At 64.4% G+C, this 22274-nt stretch carries 24 protein-coding genes; 19 read left to right on the top strand and 5 right to left on the bottom strand.

Going from position 1 to position 22274, the window contains the following annotated elements; genetic code table 11:
- Positions 1–2 precede the first annotated feature (2 nt).
- From BT173_RS15105 to BT173_RS15140, 8 genes are all read left to right on the top strand, one after another.
- Positions 3–1295: a peptidylprolyl isomerase gene (locus tag BT173_RS15105; protein ID WP_072429494.1), complete on the top strand. Its 1293-nt coding sequence runs from the start codon at positions 3–5 to the stop codon at positions 1293–1295.
- Between the two features lie 53 nt (positions 1296–1348).
- Positions 1349–2353, top strand: a complete 1005-nt coding sequence (gene pdxA, locus BT173_RS15110; protein ID WP_072429495.1) for a 4-hydroxythreonine-4-phosphate dehydrogenase PdxA — start codon at positions 1349–1351, stop codon at positions 2351–2353.
- 49 nt (positions 2354–2402) lie between these two features.
- Positions 2403–3215 carry a 16S rRNA (adenine(1518)-N(6)/adenine(1519)-N(6))-dimethyltransferase RsmA gene (rsmA, locus tag BT173_RS15115; RefSeq protein WP_072429496.1) on the top strand — a complete coding sequence of 271 codons (813 nt, stop codon included), beginning with the start codon at positions 2403–2405 and terminating at the stop codon, positions 3213–3215.
- A 352-nt stretch (positions 3216–3567) separates the two neighbouring features.
- The gene (locus tag BT173_RS15120; protein WP_072429497.1) at positions 3568–4458 is read left to right on the top strand and encodes a transporter substrate-binding domain-containing protein; all 891 of its coding nucleotides are present in this window, start codon (positions 3568–3570) and stop codon (positions 4456–4458) included.
- Positions 4459–4572: 114 nt separating this feature from the next.
- A complete protein-coding gene (locus BT173_RS15125) occupies positions 4573–5322 on the top strand; it encodes an amino acid ABC transporter permease (RefSeq protein ID WP_072429498.1) in 750 nt (249 codons plus the stop codon).
- A complete protein-coding gene (locus tag BT173_RS15130) occupies positions 5322–5981 on the top strand; it encodes an amino acid ABC transporter permease (RefSeq protein ID WP_175545613.1) in 660 nt (219 codons plus the stop codon). Before BT173_RS15125 ends, BT173_RS15130 begins: the two co-directional genes overlap by 1 nt.
- A gap of 18 nt (positions 5982–5999) precedes the next feature.
- Positions 6000–6728 (top strand): amino acid ABC transporter ATP-binding protein, encoded by a 729-nt coding sequence (locus tag BT173_RS15135; protein WP_072429500.1) that lies wholly within the window; start codon positions 6000–6002, stop codon positions 6726–6728.
- 150 nt (positions 6729–6878) lie between these two features.
- Positions 6879–7580 (top strand): glutathione S-transferase C-terminal domain-containing protein, encoded by a 702-nt coding sequence (locus BT173_RS15140; RefSeq protein ID WP_072429501.1) that lies wholly within the window; start codon positions 6879–6881, stop codon positions 7578–7580.
- A gap of 69 nt (positions 7581–7649) precedes the next feature.
- On the opposite strand, the gene BT173_RS15145 is transcribed toward BT173_RS15140, so the two are convergent.
- The 5 genes from BT173_RS15145 to BT173_RS15165 all read right to left on the bottom strand — a co-directional run bounded on the left by BT173_RS15145 (position 7650) and on the right by BT173_RS15165 (position 11191).
- Positions 7650–8471: a crotonase/enoyl-CoA hydratase family protein gene (locus tag BT173_RS15145; protein WP_072429502.1), complete on the bottom strand. Its 822-nt coding sequence runs from the start codon at positions 8469–8471 to the stop codon at positions 7650–7652.
- A 63-nt stretch (positions 8472–8534) separates the two neighbouring features.
- Positions 8535–9032: a DUF4442 domain-containing protein gene (locus BT173_RS15150; protein WP_072429503.1), complete on the bottom strand. Its 498-nt coding sequence runs from the start codon at positions 9030–9032 to the stop codon at positions 8535–8537.
- Positions 9033–9105: 73 nt separating this feature from the next.
- Positions 9106–9669, bottom strand: a complete 564-nt coding sequence (locus BT173_RS15155) for a TetR/AcrR family transcriptional regulator (RefSeq protein ID WP_072429504.1) — start codon at positions 9667–9669, stop codon at positions 9106–9108.
- A 198-nt stretch (positions 9670–9867) separates the two neighbouring features.
- Positions 9868–10212, bottom strand: coding sequence for a hypothetical protein (locus BT173_RS15160; protein ID WP_072429505.1), 345 nt, complete (start codon positions 10210–10212; stop codon positions 9868–9870).
- A gap of 58 nt (positions 10213–10270) precedes the next feature.
- Entirely contained in the window at positions 10271–11191 is a 921-nt protein-coding gene (locus BT173_RS15165) for a LysR family transcriptional regulator (protein WP_072429506.1), read from the bottom strand.
- Between the two features lie 107 nt (positions 11192–11298).
- Here BT173_RS15165 and metE point away from each other — a divergent pair, with 107 nt between their 5' ends.
- From metE to BT173_RS15220, 11 genes are all read left to right on the top strand, one after another.
- The gene (gene metE / locus BT173_RS15170; protein WP_072429507.1) at positions 11299–13641 is read left to right on the top strand and encodes a 5-methyltetrahydropteroyltriglutamate--homocysteine S-methyltransferase; all 2343 of its coding nucleotides are present in this window, start codon (positions 11299–11301) and stop codon (positions 13639–13641) included.
- Positions 13642–13776: 135 nt separating this feature from the next.
- Entirely contained in the window at positions 13777–14193 is a 417-nt protein-coding gene (locus tag BT173_RS15175; RefSeq protein WP_072429508.1) for a hypothetical protein, read from the top strand.
- 99 nt (positions 14194–14292) lie between these two features.
- Positions 14293–15456, top strand: a complete 1164-nt coding sequence (locus BT173_RS15180) for a glycosyltransferase family 4 protein (protein ID WP_245794191.1) — start codon at positions 14293–14295, stop codon at positions 15454–15456.
- Positions 15457–15470: 14 nt separating this feature from the next.
- On the top strand, positions 15471–16001 hold the full coding sequence (locus tag BT173_RS15185; protein ID WP_072429510.1) for a phosphatase PAP2 family protein: 531 nt from the start codon (positions 15471–15473) through the stop codon (positions 15999–16001).
- A gap of 64 nt (positions 16002–16065) precedes the next feature.
- Entirely contained in the window at positions 16066–16476 is a 411-nt protein-coding gene (locus BT173_RS15190; protein WP_072429511.1) for a CoA-binding protein, read from the top strand.
- A 76-nt stretch (positions 16477–16552) separates the two neighbouring features.
- The gene (gene dapF / locus BT173_RS15195; protein ID WP_072429512.1) at positions 16553–17386 is read left to right on the top strand and encodes a diaminopimelate epimerase; all 834 of its coding nucleotides are present in this window, start codon (positions 16553–16555) and stop codon (positions 17384–17386) included.
- Positions 17383–18114, top strand: a complete 732-nt coding sequence (locus BT173_RS15200; RefSeq protein ID WP_217651485.1) for a DUF484 family protein — start codon at positions 17383–17385, stop codon at positions 18112–18114. The genes dapF and BT173_RS15200 overlap by 4 nt, the downstream gene beginning before the upstream one ends.
- Before the next feature lie 4 nt (positions 18115–18118).
- Positions 18119–18994, top strand: coding sequence for a tyrosine recombinase XerC (locus tag BT173_RS15205; protein WP_072429514.1), 876 nt, complete (start codon positions 18119–18121; stop codon positions 18992–18994).
- A 30-nt stretch (positions 18995–19024) separates the two neighbouring features.
- On the top strand, positions 19025–19372 hold the full coding sequence (locus tag BT173_RS15210) for a RidA family protein (RefSeq protein ID WP_072429515.1): 348 nt from the start codon (positions 19025–19027) through the stop codon (positions 19370–19372).
- 115 nt (positions 19373–19487) lie between these two features.
- Positions 19488–20249, top strand: coding sequence for a transporter substrate-binding domain-containing protein (locus BT173_RS15215; protein ID WP_072429516.1), 762 nt, complete (start codon positions 19488–19490; stop codon positions 20247–20249).
- 111 nt (positions 20250–20360) lie between these two features.
- Complete coding sequence (locus BT173_RS15220) at positions 20361–22265, top strand: diguanylate cyclase domain-containing protein (RefSeq protein WP_072429517.1); 1905 nt, start codon at positions 20361–20363, stop codon at positions 22263–22265.
- Positions 22266–22274 lie beyond the last annotated feature (9 nt).

The following is a 22274-nucleotide window of genomic DNA, read 5'->3' on the forward strand; positions in this document are numbered from 1 at the left end:
TCATGCGCCCCACACCCCGTTTTGCCGCGGCCCTTGCCGTTGCCGCCCTGCTCCTGCCGGCCTATGCCGAGCCGCAGCCGCTTGATCGCATTGTCGCGGTCGTGAACAAGTCGGTGATTACCGAGAACGAGCTCAATGCCCGTATCCAGACCGTGGTGCAGAACTTTGCGCGCCAGAAGGTCAGCCCGCCGCCGGCCGACGTGCTGCGCCGCCAGGTGCTCGACCGCATGGTGAACGAACGCGCGCAGACCGATTTCGCCGCCGATACCGGCGTGCGCGTGGATGAGCGCCAGCTCGACCAGACCATCGAGCGAATTGCCGAACAGAACAAGATGAATCTGGCCCAGTTCCGCGCCGCGCTGGAAAAGGAAGGCACCAATTACAAGTTCTTCCGCGAACAGATCCGCCAGGACCTGCTGCTGCAGCGCCTGCGCGAACGCGAGGTGGATAGCCGCGTGTTCGTGACCGATGCCGAGGTCGACCAGTATCTGGCCGCCAATAAGGACGCGGTCAGCGCCGAGCAGGAATTCAAGCTCGCGCATATCCTGGTCGCCATTCCGGAAGGCGCTGCGCCCGAAGTAATCAGGCAGCGCGCCCAGCGCGCCGAAGCTGCCATGCGCACCCTGGCCAGCGGCAAGGCCTTTGCCGAAGTCGCAGCCGGTTTCTCGGACGCTGGCGATGCGCTGCAGGGCGGCGACCTGGGCTGGCGTTCGTCCGGCCGCCTGCCCCCGCTGTTCCTGGAAGCGGTGGACAAGCTGCAGCCCGGCCAGTACACGCCCATCCTGCGCAGCCCGGCCGGTTTTCACATCATCCAGCTCGGCGACAAGCGCCAGCGCGATGCCAAGGAAATCATCCGCCAGACCCATGCGCGCCACATCCTGATCAAGGTCAATGAGCTGACCTCGGACACCGATGCCAAGCAACGCATCACTGAAATCCGCGAGCGCATCCAGAATGGCGTGGACTTCGCCGAGCAGGCCAAGCTGCATTCGGAAGACGGCTCGGCGCAAAAGGGCGGCGATCTGGACTGGATCTCGCCTGGCGACACCGTGCCTGATTTCGAGCAGGCCATGAATGCCCTGAACCCTGGCGATCTGTCCGCTCCGGTACGCTCGCCGTTTGGCTGGCACCTGATCCAGGTGGTGGAACGGCGTGACCAGGACGTGACGCGCGACCGCGAACGGGTGCGCGTGCGCACCGCGCTGCGGGAACGCAAGGCCGACGAGCAGTACGAAGACTGGTCGCGCCAGATGCGCGATCAGGCCTTCGTCGAATTGCGCTTGGACGAAAAATAAACCCCCGCTCATCCCCGCCCCGGCGGGGATGAGCGTTTCTAGCGAGTCCCCCTATGTCACGCCCTCCCCTGATTGCCATCAGCTGCGGTGAACCGGCCGGCATCGGCCCTGAGCTGGCTGCCGCCCTGCAGCCAAGTGATTTCGCGGCCCGCCTGGTGCTACTGGGCGACCGCGGACTGCTGGCAGCGCGCGCCGGCTTGTATGGCGCGGGTGTGCAGCTGGTCGACTACGCCCCTGAGCACAGCCCGGCGCCAGGCTCACTGGAAGTACTGGATATCCCGCTCGCTGCGCCCTGCGTGCCTGGGCAGCTCGACACCCGCAATGCCGGCCATGTGCTGGCCCTGCTCGACCGGGCGATAGCCGGCTGCCAGTCGGGCGAGTTCGCCGCCATGGTCACCGCCCCGCTGCACAAGGGGGTGATCTGCGAGGCCGGCCACCCCGGCTTTACCGGCCACACCGAATACCTGGCCGAACAGACGGGCACGCCGCAGGTGGTGATGATGCTGGCCGGGCGTTGCGACGCGGTCGCGCCCGGCTATGCCTTGCGCGTGGCACTGGCCACCACCCATCTGCCCTTGCGCGCGGTAGCCGATGCGATCACGCCGGACACACTGACGCGCACGCTGCGCATCCTGCATGCCGATCTGCGCAGCAAGTTCGGGCTGGCCCAGCCGCGCATCCTGGTGGCCGGCCTCAACCCGCATGCGGGCGAAGGCGGTCATCTGGGCCGCGAGGAGCTGGACATCATGATCCCGGTACTCGACACCCTGCGCGCCGAGGGTATGCAGCTGATCGGCCCCCTGCCGGCCGACACCCTATTCAACCCGCCGGTACTCGCGCAGGGCGATGCGGTGCTGGCCATGTATCACGACCAGGGCCTGCCGGTGCTCAAGCACGCCACCTTCGGCCAGGGCATCAACCTGACCCTGGGCCTGCCGCTGATCCGCACCTCGGTCGATCACGGCACGGCGCTGGATCTAGCCGGTACGGGTCGGGCCGATGGCGGCTCGCTGGCAGCGGCCGTACAGCTGGCCATTGAACTGGCCCAGACCCGCTAATCGCACGGCTGGCTTTGGCCGGCCGTGCCTAGGCCCTACAATGGCGGCTATGAAACAACATATCCCCCGCAAGCGCTTCGGCCAGAACTTCCTGCAAGACCAGGGCGTCATCAACGATATCGTCAGCTGCATCCACCCGCAGCAGGACGACGCCATGGTCGAGATCGGCCCCGGCCTGGCCGCGCTGACAGAGCCGCTGCTGAAGAAGCTACGCATGCTGCACGCGGTGGAAATCGACCGCGATATCGTGGCCAATCTGAGCGGGCGTTTCCCGGCCGAGCGGCTGGTCATCCACAATGCCGATGCGCTCAAGTACGACTTCGGCGCGCTGGCGCAGGAGATCGCCCCGGGCGGGCAGATCCGCCTGGTCGGCAATCTGCCCTACAACATTTCCACCCCGCTGCTGTTTCACCTGGCCAGCTTCGCGCCCCAGGTGAACGACTGCCACTTCATGCTGCAGAACGAGGTCGTGCTGCGCATGGTGGCCGAGCCGAGCAATGCCGATTACGGCCGGCTGAGCGTGATGCTGCAATACCACTTCCATATGGAAAAGCTACTGGATGTGCCGCCGGATGCCTTCTTCCCGCCGCCCAAGGTCGATTCCGCCATTGTGCGGATGATTCCGCGCCCCTTTGAACTCCGCGCTACCGACCCGGCCGGGTTGGAGAAGCTGGTGGCCCAGGCCTTTGCGCAACGGCGCAAGACCCTGCGCAATAATCTGAAAGGCATTGCCAGCGACGCCGACTTTGCCGCGCTGGACATCGACGCCACCATGCGGCCGGAGAACCTGGCGGTACGCGATTACGTGCGCCTGGCCAACCATTTGCACGCCCTTGTTGGCACCACACCACAAAGTGACTGAAAAAGCAGGGGAAAACTTGGTGTTTTCCCTGCCATGGTACGGTTTATTAGGGAATCCCCGCTTGTAGCGTGGTTAAGCGTCGATACACTTTGCGCACACAATAAGGAAGCGCAAGCGTGGTTTCGCAAGCGCTCACAGCGAGCCGGTGCCGGCTTTCGCCCGCGGCGACAGCCCGAGCATGCTGAGGCGGGGGAAGAGACGCAGTCGATGGCCCCAGGACACACGTCCTGCGCCGTATCTGACCCAGTCGTTCCCGCTGCAGGTTTTATCGCCCAAGTACTGATCGTGGCTATAGTCATGTGAAGCATGAACGCCGCACTCTTGCACAACCCATAGAAGGAGATACTGAGCAATGCGCAAATCCCTGATCCTGTCGGCTGCCTTGGCTGCTGCATTTGTTGGTAGCGTTCAAGCCGAGGAACTGACTGGTACGCTGAAGAAGATTAACGACAGCGGCATCATCACCGTTGGTCATCGCGAATCGTCGATCCCCTTCTCCTATCTGGACGACAAGCAAAAGCCGGTTGGCTACGCCATGGACCTGTGCAACCAGGTGGTCGCCGCGGTGAAGAAGAAGCTAAACAAGCCTTCCCTGGTGGTCAAGCTGGTGCCGGTCACCTCGCAGACCCGTATCCCGCTGATGGTGAATGGCACCATCGACATGGAATGCGGCTCCACCACCAATTCCAAGGAACGTCAGAAGCAGGTGGCCTTCAGCCACTCCTACTTCGTGACCGCCGTGCGCATGGGCACCCGCGTGGATTCGGGCGTGAAGACGCTGGATGATCTGAACGGCAAGCCCGTGGTCACCACCACCGGCACTACTTCCGACCGTTACATCAAGCAGAACGAGCAAGGTAAGGCCATCGACGTGAAGAACGTCTACGGCAAGGACCATGCCGAGAGCTTCCTGATGGTGGAAACCGGCCGTGCCGCCGCCTTCGTGATGGATGACATCCTGATCGCCAGCCTGATCGCCAATACCAAGAATCCGAAGGATTTCGCGATCGTCGGCCCCGCCCTGTCGGTGGAACCGTACGGCATCATGCTGCGCAAGGATGATCCGCAGTTCAAGAAAGTGGCTGACGACACGCTGGCCGCGATCTACAAATCGGGCGAGATCAACAAGATCTACGACAAGTGGTTCCTGAAGCCGATTCCGCCGAAGAACATCACCATCAACCTGCCAATGAGCGACAAGCTCAAGGAAGCGATCAAGAACCCGAACGACACGGGTATCTGATTGCTGACTGAGTAAGAAACGGTGCTTTGACAGCCGCTGTCACGAGCCGTGACAGCGGTGTGTACGAGGTGCCCATGAGGGGGCTGCGGCCCCCTTTCGTTTAAGGAGTTCTCCATGGGTCAATACCAATGGAACTGGGCCGTCATCTTTGAAGAGGTGTACGGCACCGGCGAATACTATTACCAGTGGCTGATCACTGGCCTGGGCTGGACCGTGGCAACCGCGCTGTGCGCTTGGGTGCTGGCACTGGCGCTGGGCTCCCTGATCGGTACGCTGCGCACCGTGCCGAACAAATGGCTGTCCGGCCTTGCCACCGCCTATGTCGAGCTGTTCCGCAATATCCCGCTGATCGTGCAGCTCTTCCTGTGGTTCTTCGTGCTGCCCGAACTGCTGCCCAAGGCGGCCGGCAACTGGATGAAGCAGGATATGCCGATGCCGGAATTCATCACCGCGGCGATTGGCCTGGGCCTGTTTACCAGCGCACGGGTGGCCGAGCAGGTGCGTACCGGCATCATGACCCTGTCCACCGGGCAGAAGAACGCCGGTCTCGCCATGGGTTTCACCCTGCCGCAGACCTACCGCTATGTGCTGCTGCCCATGGCCTTCCGCATCATCATCCCGCCGCTCACTTCCGAGTTCATGAATGTGTTCAAAAACTCGGCCGTGGCGCTGGCCATCGGCCTGACCGAGCTGACCTTCCAGATGCGCCAGATCACCGGTGAATACGCGCCGGCCAACCCGATCGAGGTGATGACCATCGTGTCGGTCATCTATCTGATCCTGGCTTTCTCGGTGAATCGCCTGATGGCGCTGATCGAGCGTCGTACCCAGGTACCCGGCTATATCAGCGGAGGGGGCAAATAATGAATTTCGATTTCGCCGCCGTTGCCAATTCGGCTGATTTCCTCTGGCAGGGCTTCCAGTACTCGCTGTCGCTGACCGCCTTTGCCACCTGCTTCGGCATTCTGTTCGGCACCCTGCTGGCCATGGCGCGCCTGTCCAGCATCAAGCCGCTCAATATGCTGGCCAGCACCTATGTGAACCTGTTCCGCTCGGTGCCGCTGCTGCTGGTGATCTTCTGGTTCTACATCCTGGTACCGCTGATCTCGGGCGTACAGGTAGGCGCCGAGAAGTCGGCCTACATCACCTTCGCGATCTTCGAGGCGGCCTATTTCTGCGAAATCATCCGCGCCGGCATCCAGTCGATTCCCAAGGGCCAGGTGGCCGCCGGTTATGCGATGGGCTTCACCTACGGGCAGAACATGCGCTTCGTGATCCTGCCGCAGGCCTTTCGCAATGTGGTGCCGCTTTTGCTGACCCAGACCATCATCCTGTTCCAGGATACCTCGCTGGTCTATGTGGTCGGCGCGACCGACCTCTTGGGCGCCGCCAGCAAGGTGGCCAGCCGCGACTACATCCCGGTCGAGATGTATGTGAGCGTGGCCGTCATCTATTTCATCGTCAGCTTCACCCTGTCGCGTCTGGTCAAGCGCCTGCACGCCAAGATTGCCGTGATCCGCTAAGGCTTCGAGGACATAACCATGATTTCCATCAAGAACGTTTCCAAGTGGTACGGCAACTTCCAGGTGCTGACCGATTGCACCACCGAGGTGAAGAAGGGCGAAGTGGTCGTCGTGTGCGGCCCGTCCGGCTCGGGTAAATCCACACTGATCAAGACCGTGAATGCGCTGGAGCCATTCCAGAAGGGCGATATCATCGTGGACGGCATCTCGATTGCTGACCCGAAGACCAATCTGCCCAAGCTGCGCTCGCGCGTTGGCATGGTGTTCCAGCACTTCGAGCTGTTCCCGCACCTGACCATTACCGACAATCTGGCCATTGCCCAGCAGAAGGTACTCGGTCGTACGCGGGAAGAAGCGCTCGACAAGGGCCTCAAGCTGCTGGATCGCGTCGGCCTGAAAGCCCATGCAGCCAAGTTCCCCGGTCAGCTGTCGGGCGGCCAGCAGCAGCGCGTGGCGATTGCCCGTGCGCTGGCCATGGACCCCATCGTCATGCTGTTCGATGAGCCGACCTCGGCACTGGATCCGGAAATGGTCAACGAGGTGCTCGATGTGATGGTGCAACTGGCCCAGGAAGGCATGACCATGATGTGCGTGACCCACGAAATGGGCTTCGCACGCAAGGTGGCCAGCCGCGTCATCTTCATGGACAAGGGCAAGATCGAGGAAGACTGCAGCAAGGAAGAATTCTTCGGCCAGCCGCGCGGCGAGCGCGCGCAGCAGTTCCTGTCCAAGATCCTCCAGCACTGATCGTCCGCACCGCCGTGCCCAAAAAAGCCCGAATCGCCTGATTCGGGCTTTTTATTTGCGCCAATGGCCGCAGATAGGCTGTTAACCGCGCCTGCGAGCGCGTTCACCCCCACTGGCCGGCCTGCACGCCGGCCCCAGCCAGGAACTGCGATGACTGATCTTGCCGCCTTCCCCATCACCGAGAAATGGCCTGCCCAACACCCGGAACGCCTGCAGCTGTATTCGCTGGCCACGCCCAACGGCGTGAAGGTCTCCATCCTGCTCGAGGAGATCGACCTGGCCTACGAGGCCCATCTGGTCAGCTTCGAGCGCAACGATCAGTTCTCGCCGGCCTTCCTGTCGCTGAACCCGAACAACAAGATTCCCGCCATCCTCGACCCGCATGGTCCGGGCGGCCAGCCGCTGGCGCTGTTTGAATCGGGCGCCATCCTGCTCTACCTGGCCGAGAAAAGCGGCCAGCTGTTGCCCAGCGACCCGGCCCAGCGTTACGAGACGCTGCAGTGGCTGATGTTCCAGATGGGCGGCGTGGGGCCGATGTTCGGCCAGCTCGGCTTCTTTCATAAATTCGCCGGCAAGGACTACGAGGACAAGCGCCCGCGTGACCGCTATGTGGCCGAATCCAAGCGCCTCCTCGGCGTGCTCGAGCAACGCTTGCGCGGCCGCAGCTGGATCATGGGCGAGCAGTACACGATCGCCGATATCGCCATCTTCCCCTGGGTGCGCAATCTGGTCGGCTACTACGGCGCGGGCGAGCTGGTCGGCTTTGCCGACTTCCCGAATGTGCAGCGCGTGCTGGACGCCTTCCTGGCCCGCCCGGCCGTGCAGCGCGGCCTGAGCGTACCGGCCGCCTGATCGACACGGCCACGCCAGACGTCAAAAAGCCCGAACGATGTTCGGGCTTTTTCTTGGTTAGCGCGCAGCTCAATCGCGGAACTTCGGCGCCTGCTTGGTGATATGGGCCATGGCCGCCGCTTCCAAGTCCTTGGAGACCAGCATGGCGGCATTCCAGGTCGCCACATAGCGCAGCCCTTCGGCCACCGTGTGGTCGCGCGCGAAGTTCAGATTGTCCTTGATGCCGCGCACAGTCAGCGGCGGCTTGGCGGCGATATCGTCGGCAATGCTCATCACCTCCATCAGCAGCGAATCGCGGTCGGGCAGGCACTGGCTGACCAGGCCATAGCGCGCCGCATCCCTGCCGCCCACCTCGCGCGCGGTAAAGGCCAGCTCGCGCGTGCGACCGTCGCCGATGATCTTGGGCAGCCGCTGCAGCACGCCCACATCGGCCACGATGCCGAGGTCGACTTCCTTCAGGCAGAACACCGCGTCCTCGCTGCAATAGCGCAGATCGCAGGCCGCCACCAAGTCCAGTCCGCCGCCCACGCAGCTGCCATGAATCGCGGCAATCACCGGTTTGCGGCAGTGCTCGATCGCGCTCAGGCTGTCCTGCAGCTCGATGATCAGCGCGCGCAGCTTCTCGGCCTGGCGGCCCTGGCAATCGTCCTGGATACGCCCCTGCACCGCCATCAGCATGCCCAGATCAATGCCCGCACAGAAATGCGCGCCATTGCCACTGATCACCGCCACCCGCGCGGCCGGTTCGCCATCCAGCCAGCGCATCGCCTCGTGCAACTCGCGCCACATCGCCTCGTTCATGGCATTGGCGCGCTCGGGCCGGTTCAGGGTGATCTGGGCAACATGGTTTTCCAGGGTAAGGCTGAGGGTGCTGAAACTGGGCAGGCTCATGGTGGTTTCCGGCTATCGGTTTGGCTTACAGCTTAGAAGGCGCAGGCGCGCTCCGCTCGGCGTTTAGCCGCGCTTCTTGGGAATCCAGGCCCAGATCATTTCGCACTGGATCGGCTCATTGCCGCTCTCGTCGGTCACCGTCACCGGCACGGTCACATCGCCCTTTTCCAGCGTGCGCACCTGGGCAATCTGCTCGGCGGTCAGCGCAGCCACTGCCTTCAGATCGCCCACCGCGCGCTTCTTGTATTCGACCTTCATGCTCTTGAGCAGCGGCAGCTTGTCGTCGGGCAGGTTCATGCCCACCGCAAAGCCAGTGGCGGTTTCGGCCAGCAGGGCCATGGCGGCCGCATGCACGCCCTTGATATGGTTCTGGTTCTTGGCCACGTTGCGGATATGGCAGACCACCTGCGCGGTGCTGATGTCCTCGAAGTCGATACCGGCCGTGCCGGCAAACTTCACATAACTGCCCAGCGCCTTGGAGCGCGCCCAGCGCCGGATCGGGCCTGGCACTTTTTCGAATTTGGCCACGATGCGGCTGAAGGCATTGCTGAATTTTTCCATCTGGCTTTCCTTGTGCCCTGCGGGCTGCTGACGCCCCAAGGGGCAGATTGATTCGGTTTGTGTCCTCGGGCGCTCAACGCGCGCCCAGGTCAAGGCGCAGCTGTTTCTTGATCGCGTCGAGCCAACTGGGCTCGAAACGCGCCACCTGCAAGCCGCCCTGCAAGGTGGCCAGCAGCAAGGCCGCCTTGTCCTCGCAGCTACCGGCAAAGCGGAAATGCCCGCCGGCCACGCCTTCGTGCAGCACGCCCGCACACCACTGGTACAGCTCGCGCATGAAGCCGCGCGCCTCTTCACGCACCGGCTCGGGCAGCGTCGCCCATTCGGCCGCCAGCATGCCGGTCGGGCACAAGCGCTCGCTATCGGCATAGTTGACCGTCAACAGGTCCACATAGGCTTCCAGCTTGTCCCAAGGGTCGTGGCTGGTGGCCGCGTAATGCTCGACGGAACGCTGAAAGCGGCGCCGAAAGCGTGCCACCAAGGCCACACCGAGATCGGTCTTGCTCGGGTAGTGGTAATGGATGGCGGCATTCTTCATCCCCAAGGGCCCGGCCAGATGCTGGTAGCTGAAGCCATTGAAGCCACGCTCCAGCCACAGGGCCTCGGCCAGATCGAGAATGCGTTTGGCGGTATCGTTCATGCGGACCTCACTTTAACCAAGCAAGTGCTTGAAAGGCAATCGAGTTGTGAGGGGTAAGGCGGGAGGGGTGAGGTGGCGCGCCACACACTGTTGCCTGCTTGAACAGCATAGCCCGCGAAACAGGCTGGCAACGGTAGGGTGGATTCGGAGCGAAGCGACAATCCACCAAGTAATTGCGGATTGCTGCGCGAATTCGCCCTATTGAGTGAGTCGTGCTTGTGCATGCAATAGCGCACGCCGAAACAGACTGGAATCATCCTCACCCGAGGTTTGGTGCAAATAATATTCAAGAATAGGGATCGAAAGATCCCTATATTCCGGGAAGTTCGTCAGCTCATAAACCGCCATTGCTTGTACTGTGTCTACAAGCACTTGCCCCGTCATCGTCCGCCCCGAAACTTGCTCGAAGGCACGATGAAACTGCTCAAACCGCTTCTGCTCGATATCTCTCTTTCGTGTGTCTATCCACTGAAACAGTCCTACGAGAAAGGCAATTGCAGCACCTAGTGGAGCTAGCCAACTTATCAAAATGTTTAGTTCCATCACTCCCCCTTAACTCATTGCAATTGATGTCTAGGTCATGCGCCTCAAGCGCCACATCTCACAACAACGCAATCCCCGGCAGACTCGCCGCGCAGGTGGCGCGCACCGTGTCGACGAAGTCTTCCACATAGGCAAGACTGGCGCGGGCCTTGGGGACGGCCGCATACAGCTCACCAAACAGATGGTTGGCGGTAATCGGCAGCGCGGTCACATAGCGGCGTTCCAGATAGGGCGCCACCGCCCATTCGGGCAAGGCGGCCACACCGCGCCGGCTGGCCACCAGCTGCAAAATCGCAATGGTCAGCTCGCTGCTGCGCCGCTTGGGGGCGATGCCGGCGGGCTTGAGTACCTGGCGCATCACATCGAGCATCTCGTCCGGAATCGGGTAGCTGATCAAGGTCTCGTCGGCGAAGTCGGCCGCTTCCAGCAGCGCCTTGCCGGCCAGTGCATGGTCGTTGGCGACCAGACCAACGATCTCGTAGCGGAACAGCGGGAAGTAATGCATGGGCTCGTTCGCATCGCGCTCGGACACGATGGCCACATCGGCCTCGTCCTGGTGCACCAGGCCAACCGGGTCGGCATGAAAGCCCGACACGATGTCGAGCTCGACCTCAGGCCAGCGCGGGCGGAATTCGTCCATGGCCGGCATCAGCCAATCAAAACAGGTATGGCATTCCACTGCTACGCGCAGGCTGCCGGCTGCGCCGTCGCGGATGCGCGCGATATCACGGCAGGTCTCGGCCACCGCCGGTAACACGCTCTGCGCCAGCGCATGCAGGCGCTGGCCGGCCGGGCTGAGCTTGAGCGGCTGCGATTTGCGCTCGAACAGCGAGAGGCCGAAATGATCTTCCAGCTGCTTGAGCTGGTGCGAGAGCGCCGACTGGGTCAGGTTCAGCCGCTCGGCGGCCTTGGCCACCCCGCCCGCATCGAACAGGGCGGCGATGGTGCGCAGATGGCGTAGTTCGAGTTGATGGTTCATGAGCAATATCGATAAGAAACCGGAAAAAGATGCGTTTGAATCATAGACAGCCGCGTCTCATGATGCAAACCGTTCATCCATTCCCACTTATCGCTAAAGGAATTCTCATGTTAACCACCCATATCCTCGGCTTTCCGCGCATAGGCAGCCAACGTGAGCTGAAGTTTGCCGTGGAGCAGTTCTGGCGCGGCGAACTCGACCAGGCCGGCCTCGAGGCCAAGGGCCGTGAGCTGCGCCTGCGCCACTGGCAATGGCAGCAGGCGGCCGGCCTGCGCTTTGTGTCGGTAGGTGATTTTTCCTATTACGACCAGATGCTCGACACCACCGCCCTATTGGGCGCCCTACCCGCGCGCTTCGGCTTTGATGCCCGCACGCTGAGCCGCAGCCAGTACTTCGAGCTGGCGCGCGGCAATGCTGCCCAGCCGGCCTGTGAAATGACCAAGTGGTTCGACACCAATTACCACTTCCTGAAGCCCGAATTCGACCACGCCAGCCGTTTCGACGGCGGCCCGCAATGGCTGCTGGATGAGCTGCGCGAGGCACGCTTGGCCGGCTTCTCGGCCAAGGTGCAGCTGTGTGGGCCGCTCACCCTGCTGAAGCTCGCACGCGTGCAGGGCATCGCGCCGCTGGCCCTGCTGCCGCGACTGCTCCCCGCCTATGTGCGCCTGCTCAAGCAGCTGCTGGCCGAAGGCAGCGAATGGGTGCAGCTGGATGAGCCGATTCTGGGACTGGACCTGGATGCCCAGTGGCTGGCCGCCTTCGCACCGGTCTACCGCGAGCTGGCCGAAGCGCATCCGCGCATCCTGCTGGCCAGTTATTTCAGCGGCGTGGCCGAACGGGCCGAGCTGCTGAAGACCCTGCCCGTGGCCGGTCTGCACCTGGATGCCGTGCGCGCGCCGCAGCAGCTCGATGCCTTTATCGACTGGCCCGTAGGCAAGGTGCTGTCGGTCGGCATCGTGGATGGGCGCAATGTATGGAAAACCGATCTGGATGCCGCGCTGGACGTGCTGGCCCCACTGCATGCACGACTGGGCGATAACCTGTGGCTGGGCAGCAGCAGCTCGCTGCTGCATGTGCCGACCGATCTCGACCAGGAAACCAAGCTGGGTGACGAGATTCGCGACGGTCTGAGCTTTGCCAAGCAGAAGCTGGGCGAGCTGAGCACGCTGGCGCGCGCACTATGCCTGGGGCGCAGCGTGTGTTTCCAGACCCTGGAAGCGAATCGCACCGCGCTGGCGCGCTTTCGCGCACTGCCCAAGCGCCACAATGCCGAAGTGGCTGCGCGCCTGGCCGCCCTGCCCGAGTTCGAGCGCGGCCTCAGCTATGCCGAACGCGCACTGCTGCAGCGCGAACGCCTGCATTTGCCGCTGCTGCCCACCACCACCATCGGCTCCTTCCCGCAAACCGCCACCATCCGCGCCCAGCGCGCGGCCTTCAAGCGCGGTGAGCTAAGCGCCACCGACTACACCGCCGCCATGCAGGCCGAGATCGCCCAGGCGGTGGCCAAGCAGGAAGCACTCGGTATTGATGTGCTCGTGCATGGCGAGGCCGAGCGCAGCGATATGGTCGACTACTTTGCCGAGCAACTGGCCGGCGTGGCGGTGTGCCAGCACGGCTGGGTGCAAAGCTATGGCTCGCGCTGCGTGAAGCCACCGCTGATTTGGGGCGATGTGAGCCGCCCGACGGCAATGACGGTGGACTGGACCCGCTATGCACAAAGCCTGACCCAGCTGCCGATGAAGGGCATGCTGACCGGCCCGGTAACCCTGGTGCAATGGGCGTTTGTACGCGACGACAAGCCGCGCGCCGAAGTGGCCTACCAGATGGCGCTGGCGCTGCGCGACGAGGTGGCCGAGCTCGACGCGGCCGGCATCGCGGTGATCCAGATCGACGAGCCGGCCTTCCGCGAAGGCCTGCCCCTGCAGCGCGCCGACTGGCCGGCCTACCTCGATTGGGCGGTCACCACCTTCAAGCTGGCCGCCGCCGGCGCCCGCCCCGAGACGCAGATCCATACCCATATGTGTTACTCGGAGTTCGAGGACATCCTGCCCGCCATTGCCGCCATGGATGCGGATGTGATCACCATCGAAACCTCGCGCTCGGCAATGACGCTGCTCGATGCATTCGGTGAATTCGCCTACCCGAACGAGATCGGCCCCGGCGTGTACGACATCCACTCGCCGCGCGTGCCGCCGGTGGCGGAAATGACCGCGCTGCTGGAAAAAGCCCTGCAGGTGATTCCGGCCGAGCGTCTGTGGGTGAACCCCGACTGCGGACTGAAAACGCGCGCCTGGCCGGAAACCGAGGCCGCACTGCAGAATATGCTGGCCGCCACCCGGCAGATCCGCGCCCGCCTCGCGCGCGGTGAAGCCGCCCCCGCAACGGCCGCAAGCAGCCTGGCCGGCCATGCCCACGGTGGCTGCGGCTGCGCGCACGGCGAGGCGGAATAAGCCGCGCCTGCGGCGGTGCGCGGGATAGATCGCGCACCGCCCGGCTTGGCCGCAGCGGTAGCAATCGCGATAATGGCAGCCACATTCCGCAGCGGCGTGCGCTAGCGCACCGCCCCTTGGATCAGCCCAGTCACCATGCTCACCGCCCTGCTTGTCTTCGTCGCCCTAGTCGTGGCGCTCTATCTGGCCAATCAGCTGGCTGAGCGCCATCTGCGCAAACGTGCAATGCAGCTGGATAGCTCAGCGCAGGACGAAGCCACAGCGGAGGTCGCCGAAGCCTATTTCCGCGCCCAGCCCGATATTGGCGCGCTCAGGCGCGCGAATGTCTTCGCGCAGCTGGGCCGCCCCGCGCAGTGCGATGACTGGGACCGTGGCCGCCTCATTTGCACCTGGCGCGGCCAGGATCGTTGCCTGTGCATCGACACGCGCGACGAGGACATCGATGCCGTCTATCTGCTCGACCCAGCGCATAGCGCGTACTCGGACCCCGCACTGGAAGTGATCTGGGAACGCCCGGCGGCAGCGCGTCCAGGCGAACGCGGCGCCGACTAAGCCAGGAAGACGTAAGCGCGCGCCACCGCCCAGCCGGCGTCATCAAAGCTTCATTCCGGCGTCACGCGCCAGACATGCATGGCCAGCAGTCTGCGGCGCATGACAGCCCACCGCCTGCACCTAGCCCTGGTTACCGAAACCTTTCCCCCCGAAGTGAACGGCGTTGCCATGACGGTAGGCCGTATGGCACATGGCCTGCGCGAACGTGGCCATCGGGTCGAGCTGATCCGCCCACGCCAACGCGGTGATGGCGCGCCGCTGCGTGATGAAATGCTGGTGCGCGGCCTGGGCATACCCAACTACCCGGAGCTGCGCTTTGGCCTGCCGGCCACCGGCCGCCTGCTGCAGCGCTGGCGCCAGCAGCGCCCCGATCTGGTGGTGGCGGTGACCGAAGGCCCCTTGGGCTGGAGCGCGCTGCGCGCCGCGCGCAAGCTCGGCATTCCGGCCATCTCGGAATTCCATACCAATTTCCACAGCTATAGCGAGCACTACGGCATGGGCTGGCTGGAGCGGCCGCTGCGGGGTTATCTGCGCAGCTTTCACAACCGCAATCTGGCCACGCTGATTCCCAGCGAGGACGTGAAGACCGAGCTCGAGGGCCAGGGCTTTGGCAAGCTGGAGGTGGTGGCGCGTGGCGTGGACACCAGCCTGTTCGATCCAGCCAAGCGCGATGCCGGTCTGCGCGCCAGCTGGGGGGTGAACGACTGCACCCAGGTGGTCGCCTATGTGGGGCGCATGGCGGCGGAGAAGAACCTGCCCCTGGTGCTGGCCGCCTTCAAGCAGATGCAGGCCATCCGCCCGAACAGCCAGCTGCTGTGGGTGGGCGATGGCCCGGAGCGCGCTGCCCTGCAGGCCAGCCACCCCGAGCAACTGTTTGCCGGCATGCAGCGCAACGAGGCGCTGGCGCGCCACTATGCCTCGGCCGATGTGTTTCTGTTCGCCAGCACCACCGAGACCTACGGCAATGTGACCGTGGAGGCGATGGCCAGCGGCCTGGGTGTGCTGGCCTATGACTACGCGGCCGCGCGCGCGCATATCCGCCACCATGAGAACGGCCTGAAAGCCGCCTTCGACGATGACGCCGATTTCATCGAACAGGCGCGCTACGCAGCCAGCTACCCGAGCGTGATGCGTGAACTGGGCCTGGCCGCACGCCAGACCACTGCCCAGCTTGGTTGGGAGCGCATCGTGCAGCGTTTCGAGGAAGTGGTACACCAGGCGCTGCAGCGCGCGCCGCAGTCGCTGGCGCTTGGCGCCAGTTAGCCAAGGAGATAGCAATGCGCCTACCCCATAGTCGTGCCGACTGGCTGGCCTTGGACCAGCACTGGACCGTGCAGTGCAACCGCGCCAGCCGCACGCAGTTCTGGCGCGGTTTCTTCTGCCGCATCAGCCGGCTTGGCGATGGCGTGTTCTGGTATGCGCTGATGGGTGGGCTGCTGCTCGTGCAGGGGCAAGCCGCGCTGCCGGCCGTGCTGCATATGGCCGCGGTCGGGGCGATTGGCCTGCTGCTGTACAAATGGCTGAAGCGCGCCACCTCGCGCCCACGCCCGTTCATGCGCTCGGCCGCCATCTTCCGCGCCTACGAGGTGCTGGACGAGTACAGCTTCCCATCCGGCCACACGCTGCATGCGGTCAGCCTCAGCGTGGTGGCACTCAGCTACTACCCAGCCCTGGCCGGTCTGCTGCTGCCCTTCACCGTGCTGGTCGCGCTATCGCGCCCGGTGCTCGGCCTGCATTACCCAAGCGATGTGCTGGCCGGCGCCGCCCTGGGTGCCAGCCTGGCCGGCCTTTCCCTGCTGCTGATCTAAACGCCTCAACAGGCGCTGACGCACGCCGGTCGCCTGGCCGCGCCGGGCGTGGCATCATCGGTCCATGTTCGCCAACCCGCCTGATTCGCTGCTGCGCAGCCTGTTCACCGATAGCCGCCGCATCGCCGTGGTCGGTCTCTCGCCCCAGCCCAGCCGGCCCAGCTACCGGGTCTCGCGCCAGATGCAGGCCTGGGGCTTTCAGATCGTGCCGGTGCGCCCGCTGGTGGCCGAGGTACTCGGCCAGCCCGCCTATGGGCGGCTGGAAGACGTGCCCGGCCAGGTCGATATCGTCAATGTGTTCCGCAATGCCAGTGAAGTGGATGCCATCGTGGACAGCGCGATTGCCATCGGCGCGCCAGCGATCTGGATCCAGCAGGGCATAGTGAATGAGCCGGCCGCACTGCGTGCCCAGGCCGCCGGCCTGACCGTGGTGATGGACCGCTGCATCATGGTCGAATACGCACGCTTGTTGTGAATCCGGCCCATGCCGGTTGACGCCGCGCGCGCCGGGCGGTAAATCCTCTCCATTCTCCGCCCCACGGTTCCCACCCATGAAATTGCGCTTTACCAAGATGCACGGCCTCGGCAATGACTTCGTCGTGCTGGACGGGGTCAGCCAGTCGCTGCGCCTAAGCACCGAGCAGCTGCGCCAGATCGGCGACCGCCACTTCGGCATCGGCTGCGACCAGATTCTGCTGGTGGAGAACCCGCACCACCCGGATGCCGACTTCCGATACCGCATCTTCAATGGCGCCGACGGCGGCGAGGTCGAGCAATGCGGCAATGGCTCGCGCTGCTTTGTGCGCTTCGTGCACGACAAGGGCCTGACGCGCAAACGCGCGATCCGCGTGGAAACCGCCAAGGGCCTGATCACCCCGCAGCTGGAAGACAATGGCCTCATCACCGTGGACATGGGCGCACCGCGCTTTGCGCCGGCCGAGATTCCCTTTGTGGCCGAAGCCGAAGCGATCAGCCACCCTATCGTGGTGAACGGTCGCACGCTGGCGATCACGGTCGTGTCGATGGGTAATCCCCATGCGGTGCAGGTGGTCGAGGATGTCGAAAACGCCCCGGTGGCCACAGACGGCCCGGCCATCGAAGCCCACCCGCTTTTCCCGCAGAAAGTGAATGCCGGCTTCATGCAAATCCTTAGCCGCGGCGAAATCCGCCTGCGCGTGTTCGAACGCAGCGCGGGCGAAACGCTGGCCTGCGGCACCGGCGCCTGCGCGGCCGTGGTGGCCGGCATCCGGCGCGGCCTGCTTGATGCCAGCGTGCTCGTGCATACCCGCGGCGGTGATCTGCGCGTCAGCTGGGCTGGCCCCGGCCAGCCGGTGCTGATGACCGGCCCGGCCGTAACCGTGTTTGAAGGCGAGATCGAGCTGTGAGCGCCCTGCACCAGCCCTTCCAAGCCGACCACTTCCGTATTGCCCGCCTACAACCCCGAGCAGAGGACTACCACGATATGCAAAGCGCCGAAGTCGCCGCCTGGCTGCAGGCCAACCCGCAGTTCTTCGAAGACTATGCCGACCTGGTGGCCGAGATCTTCATTCCCCACCCGCACGGTGGCCGCGCGATTCCGCTCGCCGAGCGGCAGATTCTGACCCTGCGCGAGAAGAACAAACTGATCGAGAGCAAGCTGGCCGAGCTCTTGCAGTTCGGCGAGGAAAACGACCAGATCGGCGACAAGATCCAGCGCCTGACCGTGGCACTGCTGCAGGCGCGCGACCTGGCCGGCGTGCTGGGCACGCTTAGCTACCATCTGCAGGAAAGCTTCCGCGTGCCGCATGTGGCGGTGCGACTATGGGGCGGCGAGGCAGACGAGACGCTGAGCGAGTTCAGCCCGGTCAGCGACGATGTGCGCGTGCTGGCGCAAAGCCTGGGCACGCCTTACTGCGGCCCCTATGTGACCGATGAGGCGCTGGCCTGGCTGGGCGAGGCGGCACCGCATCTGAAGTCCTTCGCCCAGGTGGCGTTGAAGACCGAGGGCGCGCCGTTTGGCCTCTTGATCCTGGCCAGCGAGGATGCGCAGCGCTTCTACCCGGAAATGGGCACCCTCTACCTCGCCCGCATCGGCGAGCTGATCTCGGCCGCGCTGGCACGCTGCCTGGACTGAGCGTATGGACGCGCTGGCGCGCTTTGAACGCTATATGACCGGCGAGCGCGCCAAATCGCCGGCCACGCGCACCGCCTATCTGGCCGATGCCCGCCTGCTGCTCGAGCTGCTCGGCGCCACGCCGCTGGAACAAGCCAGCGTGCGCGATATCCGCGCCTGTGTGCGCCAGCTGCGTCAGCGCGGTCATGATGCACGCAGCATCGCGCGGCGGCTGTCGGCCTGGCGCGCCTGGTTCAAGCTCCTGGTGCGCGACGCCGGTTTCAGCGCCAATCCGGTCGACACCGTGCGCGCGCCGCGCGCCGAGAAGAAGCTGCCGCGCCCGGTCAGCGTGGATGCGGCGGCCGGTTTTCTCGATAACCTCGATGCGAACGAACCGCTCGCCCTGCGCGACCGTGCCATGTACGAGCTCGCTTATTCCTCCGGCCTGCGTGTGTCCGAGCTGGTAGGGGCGAATCTTGGCGATCTGCAACCTGACGGCACGCTGCGCGTATTGGGCAAGGGCAGCAAGCTGCGCGTGGTGCCGGTCGGCCAGGCCGCCCATGCGGCGATTGCCAACTGGCTGCCCTGCCGCACCGTGCTGCTGCAGGCCGGCGAGCAGGCGCTGTTCCTGAACCGCTATGGCCGGCGCATGACCACGCGCGCGGTGCAGCAGCGCATCGCGCACTGGTCCGATCAGCTTGGCCTGGGCGACAAGCTGCACCCGCATCGGCTGCGCCATGCCTGTGCCAGCCACTTCCTGCAGGGCAGCGGCGATTTGCGCGCCACCCAGGAACTGCTTGGCCACGCCAGCATCGCCAGCACCCAGATCTACACCCATCTCGATTTCGAACGCCTGTCCGCCGTCTATGACCAGGCCCATCCGCGCGCCAAGGGCAAATAGCCTGGCCGCGCCCTACACCGCGAGTACCGTATGGATATCCAACGCATCAATCCCGAAACCCGCTGGTCGGACGCCACCGTCTACCAGGGCCTCGTGCATTTCGTGGAAGTGCCGGCCGACCTCAGCGCCGATATGCGCGGCCAGACCGAGCAGGTGTTGGCCCAGGCCGACAAGACCCTGGCCCTGGCCGGCAGCAATAAGTCACGCCTGTTGATGGCCACGCTGTATGTGACTGATCTGCTCAATGTGCCGGCCATGAACGCGGTCTGGGATGCCTGGCTGCCACCGGGCTGCGCGCCGGTGCGCGCCTGTCTGAAGGTGGAGCTGGTCAGCCCCGGCATGCTGGTGGAAATCGCCTTCGTGGCGGCACCCGCCTGAACAAGGCAGGCGAGCTGGCACTCGCCGCCCTGGCCGACTAGGATGCAGTCACTGCAGTACGAGCAGACACAAGCATTCGAAACAAGGCTGGGGAGAGGACGTAGTGCGGCTGCGCATGATCATCGCTTCGCTGTTGGCGGCCCTGCCCGCCTTGGCCGAGCAGCATGCCAAGAACCTGACCCTCTGCGTCGAGGATCAGGAAAATCACCCGTGGATATTGCTCGACCGGCCCGGCTATGTGGCCATCATGCTCGAGATGGTCAGCCAGCGTACCGGCCTGCGCTTTCAGTACGTGCACAAGCCGTGGAAGCGCTGCCTGCTGGAGATGCAGCAGAACGCCGTGGACGGCATCGTGAACGCCAGCTTCGTGCCCGAACGCCTGGCCATGGGTGTCTACCCGATGCGCGGCGAGCAGCCCGACACCAGCCGGCGCATGCTCGACATCACTTATTCGCTCTACCGCCCGCACAACAGCCCACTGAATTGGGATGGCAAGCAGTTCAGCGGCCTGCGCAAGGCTATCGGCGCGCAAACCAAGTTCTCGGTCATCGGCCCGCTGCAGGCGGCCGGCGCCAAGGTCGACGATAGCCGCAAGGATGCCAAGGATGTGCTGCGCTACACGCTGATGGGCGTGGTCGATGGTGCCGCACTGCTCACCTATAACGGCGACCGCTTGCTGGCGGAAAACCCGGAATTCGGCAGCACGCTGGAAAAGGTCGGCCCCCCGCTGGCACAGACCGCCAACTACCTGGTGTTCTCACACCAATGGGCCAGGCAGAACGCCCAAGCCGCCCAGGCAGCCTGGGATGCGGTGGCCGCGGTACGCGATTCGGCCGAGTTCCGGACCAAGGTCGCCCCGCTACTTGGGCGTAACTAGCCGCCCTCACAGCCCCACGCTATCTGGTATCTTCGAGCCAACGCCTACCCTGCCCCGCAGCAGCGGTAGGTGCATGGGTCATAGAACCTGAATCCACCCCGGAGTGACAGATTGCGCCATCCCCACCCCGTCCTGTGGCGAGCCTGGCTGCTTTGCCTGCTGCTGATCGGCCTGTGCCTGCCCAGCCAGGCCAGCAGCCTGCCGCCCGATACCGTCCGCATCCATTTCCACCGCGATAACGCCGACTACTCGGGCTGGGGCCTGCACCTATGGGGCAATGATCTGCAGCCCAGCGCCCAAGTCAGCTGGACCGCCCCATTTGCCGCCAGCGGTCAGGATGCCTTCGGTGTGTATTTCGACGTGCCCATCGTGCCGGGCGGCAAGACCTTCGGCTTCGTGCTGCACCGGGGCGAGCTGAAGAATGTGCCGAATGACCAGTACTGGTTCCTCGACCAGCATGGGCGCGAATTCTGGGTGCTGGAAAACAGCGCTACCCTGTTCAGCCAGCCACCAGCCGTGGCGCCGCAGCCCGCATCCGGCAACGGTCAGGGCAGCTTCCTGCCGCTCTGGTTCTGGTTTGGCCTGGCTTCCAGCAGCCTGGTCGGCCTGATCTGGTGGCGCTTGCAGCGCCGCACCCTGCTGGCTGAGCAACGCCTGCAGGAGCAGATGACCCTGCTGACCGAGGCGCGCAGCGAGCTGGGGCGCCAGATGGATGCCTTCCACCAGAGCGAGCAGCGCCTGCGCCAGCTGAGCGGCAGCGACGATCTGACTGGCCTGCCCACCCGTGCCGGCCTGCAGCAGGCGCTAGCCAAGGTGCAGTCGCGCGCGCGCCGCCACGAGGCCAAGGTCGCGCTGATCTTCATCGACCTCGACAATTTCAAGACCATCAATGACAGCGAGGGCCATGCCGCCGGCGATGCGGTGCTGAAGACCATTGCCAGCCGCTTTACCGAGCTGCTGCGCGAGAGCGATATCGTGGCGCGCATCGGCGGTGACGAGTTCGTGGTGCTGGCCGAGGATGTGGCCGACGAGCGCGCTGTGGCCGGCATCGCGCGTAAGCTGATCGCGGCCGCCTGCACGCCGGTGCCCTTCGATGGCCGCGAGCATCAGGTAGGTGCCAGTGTCGGTATCGCCATCTATCCGAGTGACAGCAATGATGCGGCCACCCTGCTCAAGCAGGCCGATAGCGCGATGTATGTGGCCAAGCATGCCGGCAAGGGCCAGTTCCGCTTCTATGCCGAGGCGGCGAACCAGCTGTGCAGCAAGGAAATGGCGCTGGACCGGCGCATGCCAGGCTTGGCTGAACGTGCCGAGCTGGCTATCCAGCTACTACCCGTCCAGCAGTTGGATAACGGCCAGGTCGTGCTGCAGGAAGCGTTTCTGCGCTGGCGTCAGCCCGAGGGCGACTACCTGCCGGCACGTGACTTCATCCATATCGCCGAGAGCAATGGCCAGATCATCGCGCTCGGGCAGTGGATCATTGCCCAGGCCTGCCAGCTAGCCGCCGCCTGGTCGGCCACTGACGCCCAAATGGCGCCGGCCGTGGCGATCAATCTCTCGCTGGCCCAGCTGCAGCACCGCCAGCTGACCACCCAGGTTAGCCAGGCCCTGCAGCAAAGCGGTTTGCCAGCCGGGCGGCTGGTGCTGGAAATCCCCGCCGCCGCGCTGCGCGAAGACGGCCAGCTGCAGATCAATCTGTATGGGCTGCAGGCCATGGGCGTGCAGCTTGCGCTGGACAAGGTGGATGCGCGCACGCTGACCTTTGCCCAGCTGGCCGGCCTGCCCTGGCGCTGGATCAAGCTCAATGCGCAAGGCCTGCGCGGCAGCGAGGCCGCGCTGCACGAACAGCTGTGGAAAAGTCTGCTGGCCAGCACGGCAGCCAGCGATGCGCAGCTGATTGCCACCCATATCGATAGCCCGGCGCTGCGCGCGCAAGTGCAGCAACTGGCTTGCCGCTATGGGGAAGGTTATGCAATCGATACGGGTACGCTGCTCGACCCGCAGCTGCGCGGCTAGCGCGCCGGC

Source organism: Chitinimonas taiwanensis DSM 18899 (genome assembly GCF_900119825.1).
Classification (GTDB): Bacteria; Pseudomonadota; Gammaproteobacteria; order Burkholderiales; family Chitinimonadaceae; genus Chitinimonas; species Chitinimonas taiwanensis.

Excerpts from the sequence above, each read along its gene's own strand:
- BT173_RS15180 (WP_245794191.1), top strand. The coding sequence starts at position 14,293 with ATGACAGCCCACCGCCTGCACCTAGCCCTGGTTACCGAAACCTTTCCC.
- BT173_RS15175 (WP_072429508.1), top strand. The coding sequence starts at position 13,777 with ATGCTCACCGCCCTGCTTGTCTTCGTCGCCCTAGTCGTGGCGCTCTAT.
- pdxA (WP_072429495.1), top strand. The coding sequence starts at position 1,349 with ATGTCACGCCCTCCCCTGATTGCCATCAGCTGCGGTGAACCGGCCGGC.
- BT173_RS15145 (WP_072429502.1), bottom strand. The coding sequence starts at position 8,471 with ATGAGCCTGCCCAGTTTCAGCACCCTCAGCCTTACCCTGGAAAACCAT.
- BT173_RS15190 (WP_072429511.1), top strand. The coding sequence starts at position 16,066 with ATGTTCGCCAACCCGCCTGATTCGCTGCTGCGCAGCCTGTTCACCGAT.
- dapF (WP_072429512.1), top strand. The coding sequence starts at position 16,553 with ATGAAATTGCGCTTTACCAAGATGCACGGCCTCGGCAATGACTTCGTC.
- BT173_RS15215 (WP_072429516.1), top strand. The coding sequence starts at position 19,488 with ATGATCATCGCTTCGCTGTTGGCGGCCCTGCCCGCCTTGGCCGAGCAG.
- BT173_RS15130 (WP_175545613.1), top strand. The coding sequence starts at position 5,322 with ATGAATTTCGATTTCGCCGCCGTTGCCAATTCGGCTGATTTCCTCTGG.
- BT173_RS15150 (WP_072429503.1), bottom strand. The coding sequence starts at position 9,032 with ATGGAAAAATTCAGCAATGCCTTCAGCCGCATCGTGGCCAAATTCGAA.
- BT173_RS15205 (WP_072429514.1), top strand. The coding sequence starts at position 18,119 with ATGGACGCGCTGGCGCGCTTTGAACGCTATATGACCGGCGAGCGCGCC.
- rsmA (WP_072429496.1), top strand. The coding sequence starts at position 2,403 with ATGAAACAACATATCCCCCGCAAGCGCTTCGGCCAGAACTTCCTGCAA.
- BT173_RS15105 (WP_072429494.1), top strand. The coding sequence starts at position 3 with ATGCGCCCCACACCCCGTTTTGCCGCGGCCCTTGCCGTTGCCGCCCTG.
- BT173_RS15165 (WP_072429506.1), bottom strand. The coding sequence starts at position 11,191 with ATGAACCATCAACTCGAACTACGCCATCTGCGCACCATCGCCGCCCTG.
- BT173_RS15210 (WP_072429515.1), top strand. The coding sequence starts at position 19,025 with ATGGATATCCAACGCATCAATCCCGAAACCCGCTGGTCGGACGCCACC.
- BT173_RS15120 (WP_072429497.1), top strand. The coding sequence starts at position 3,568 with ATGCGCAAATCCCTGATCCTGTCGGCTGCCTTGGCTGCTGCATTTGTT.
- BT173_RS15155 (WP_072429504.1), bottom strand. The coding sequence starts at position 9,669 with ATGAACGATACCGCCAAACGCATTCTCGATCTGGCCGAGGCCCTGTGG.
- BT173_RS15185 (WP_072429510.1), top strand. The coding sequence starts at position 15,471 with ATGCGCCTACCCCATAGTCGTGCCGACTGGCTGGCCTTGGACCAGCAC.
- metE (WP_072429507.1), top strand. The coding sequence starts at position 11,299 with ATGTTAACCACCCATATCCTCGGCTTTCCGCGCATAGGCAGCCAACGT.
- BT173_RS15135 (WP_072429500.1), top strand. The coding sequence starts at position 6,000 with ATGATTTCCATCAAGAACGTTTCCAAGTGGTACGGCAACTTCCAGGTG.
- BT173_RS15160 (WP_072429505.1), bottom strand. The coding sequence starts at position 10,212 with ATGGAACTAAACATTTTGATAAGTTGGCTAGCTCCACTAGGTGCTGCA.
- BT173_RS15125 (WP_072429498.1), top strand. The coding sequence starts at position 4,573 with ATGGGTCAATACCAATGGAACTGGGCCGTCATCTTTGAAGAGGTGTAC.
- BT173_RS15140 (WP_072429501.1), top strand. The coding sequence starts at position 6,879 with ATGACTGATCTTGCCGCCTTCCCCATCACCGAGAAATGGCCTGCCCAA.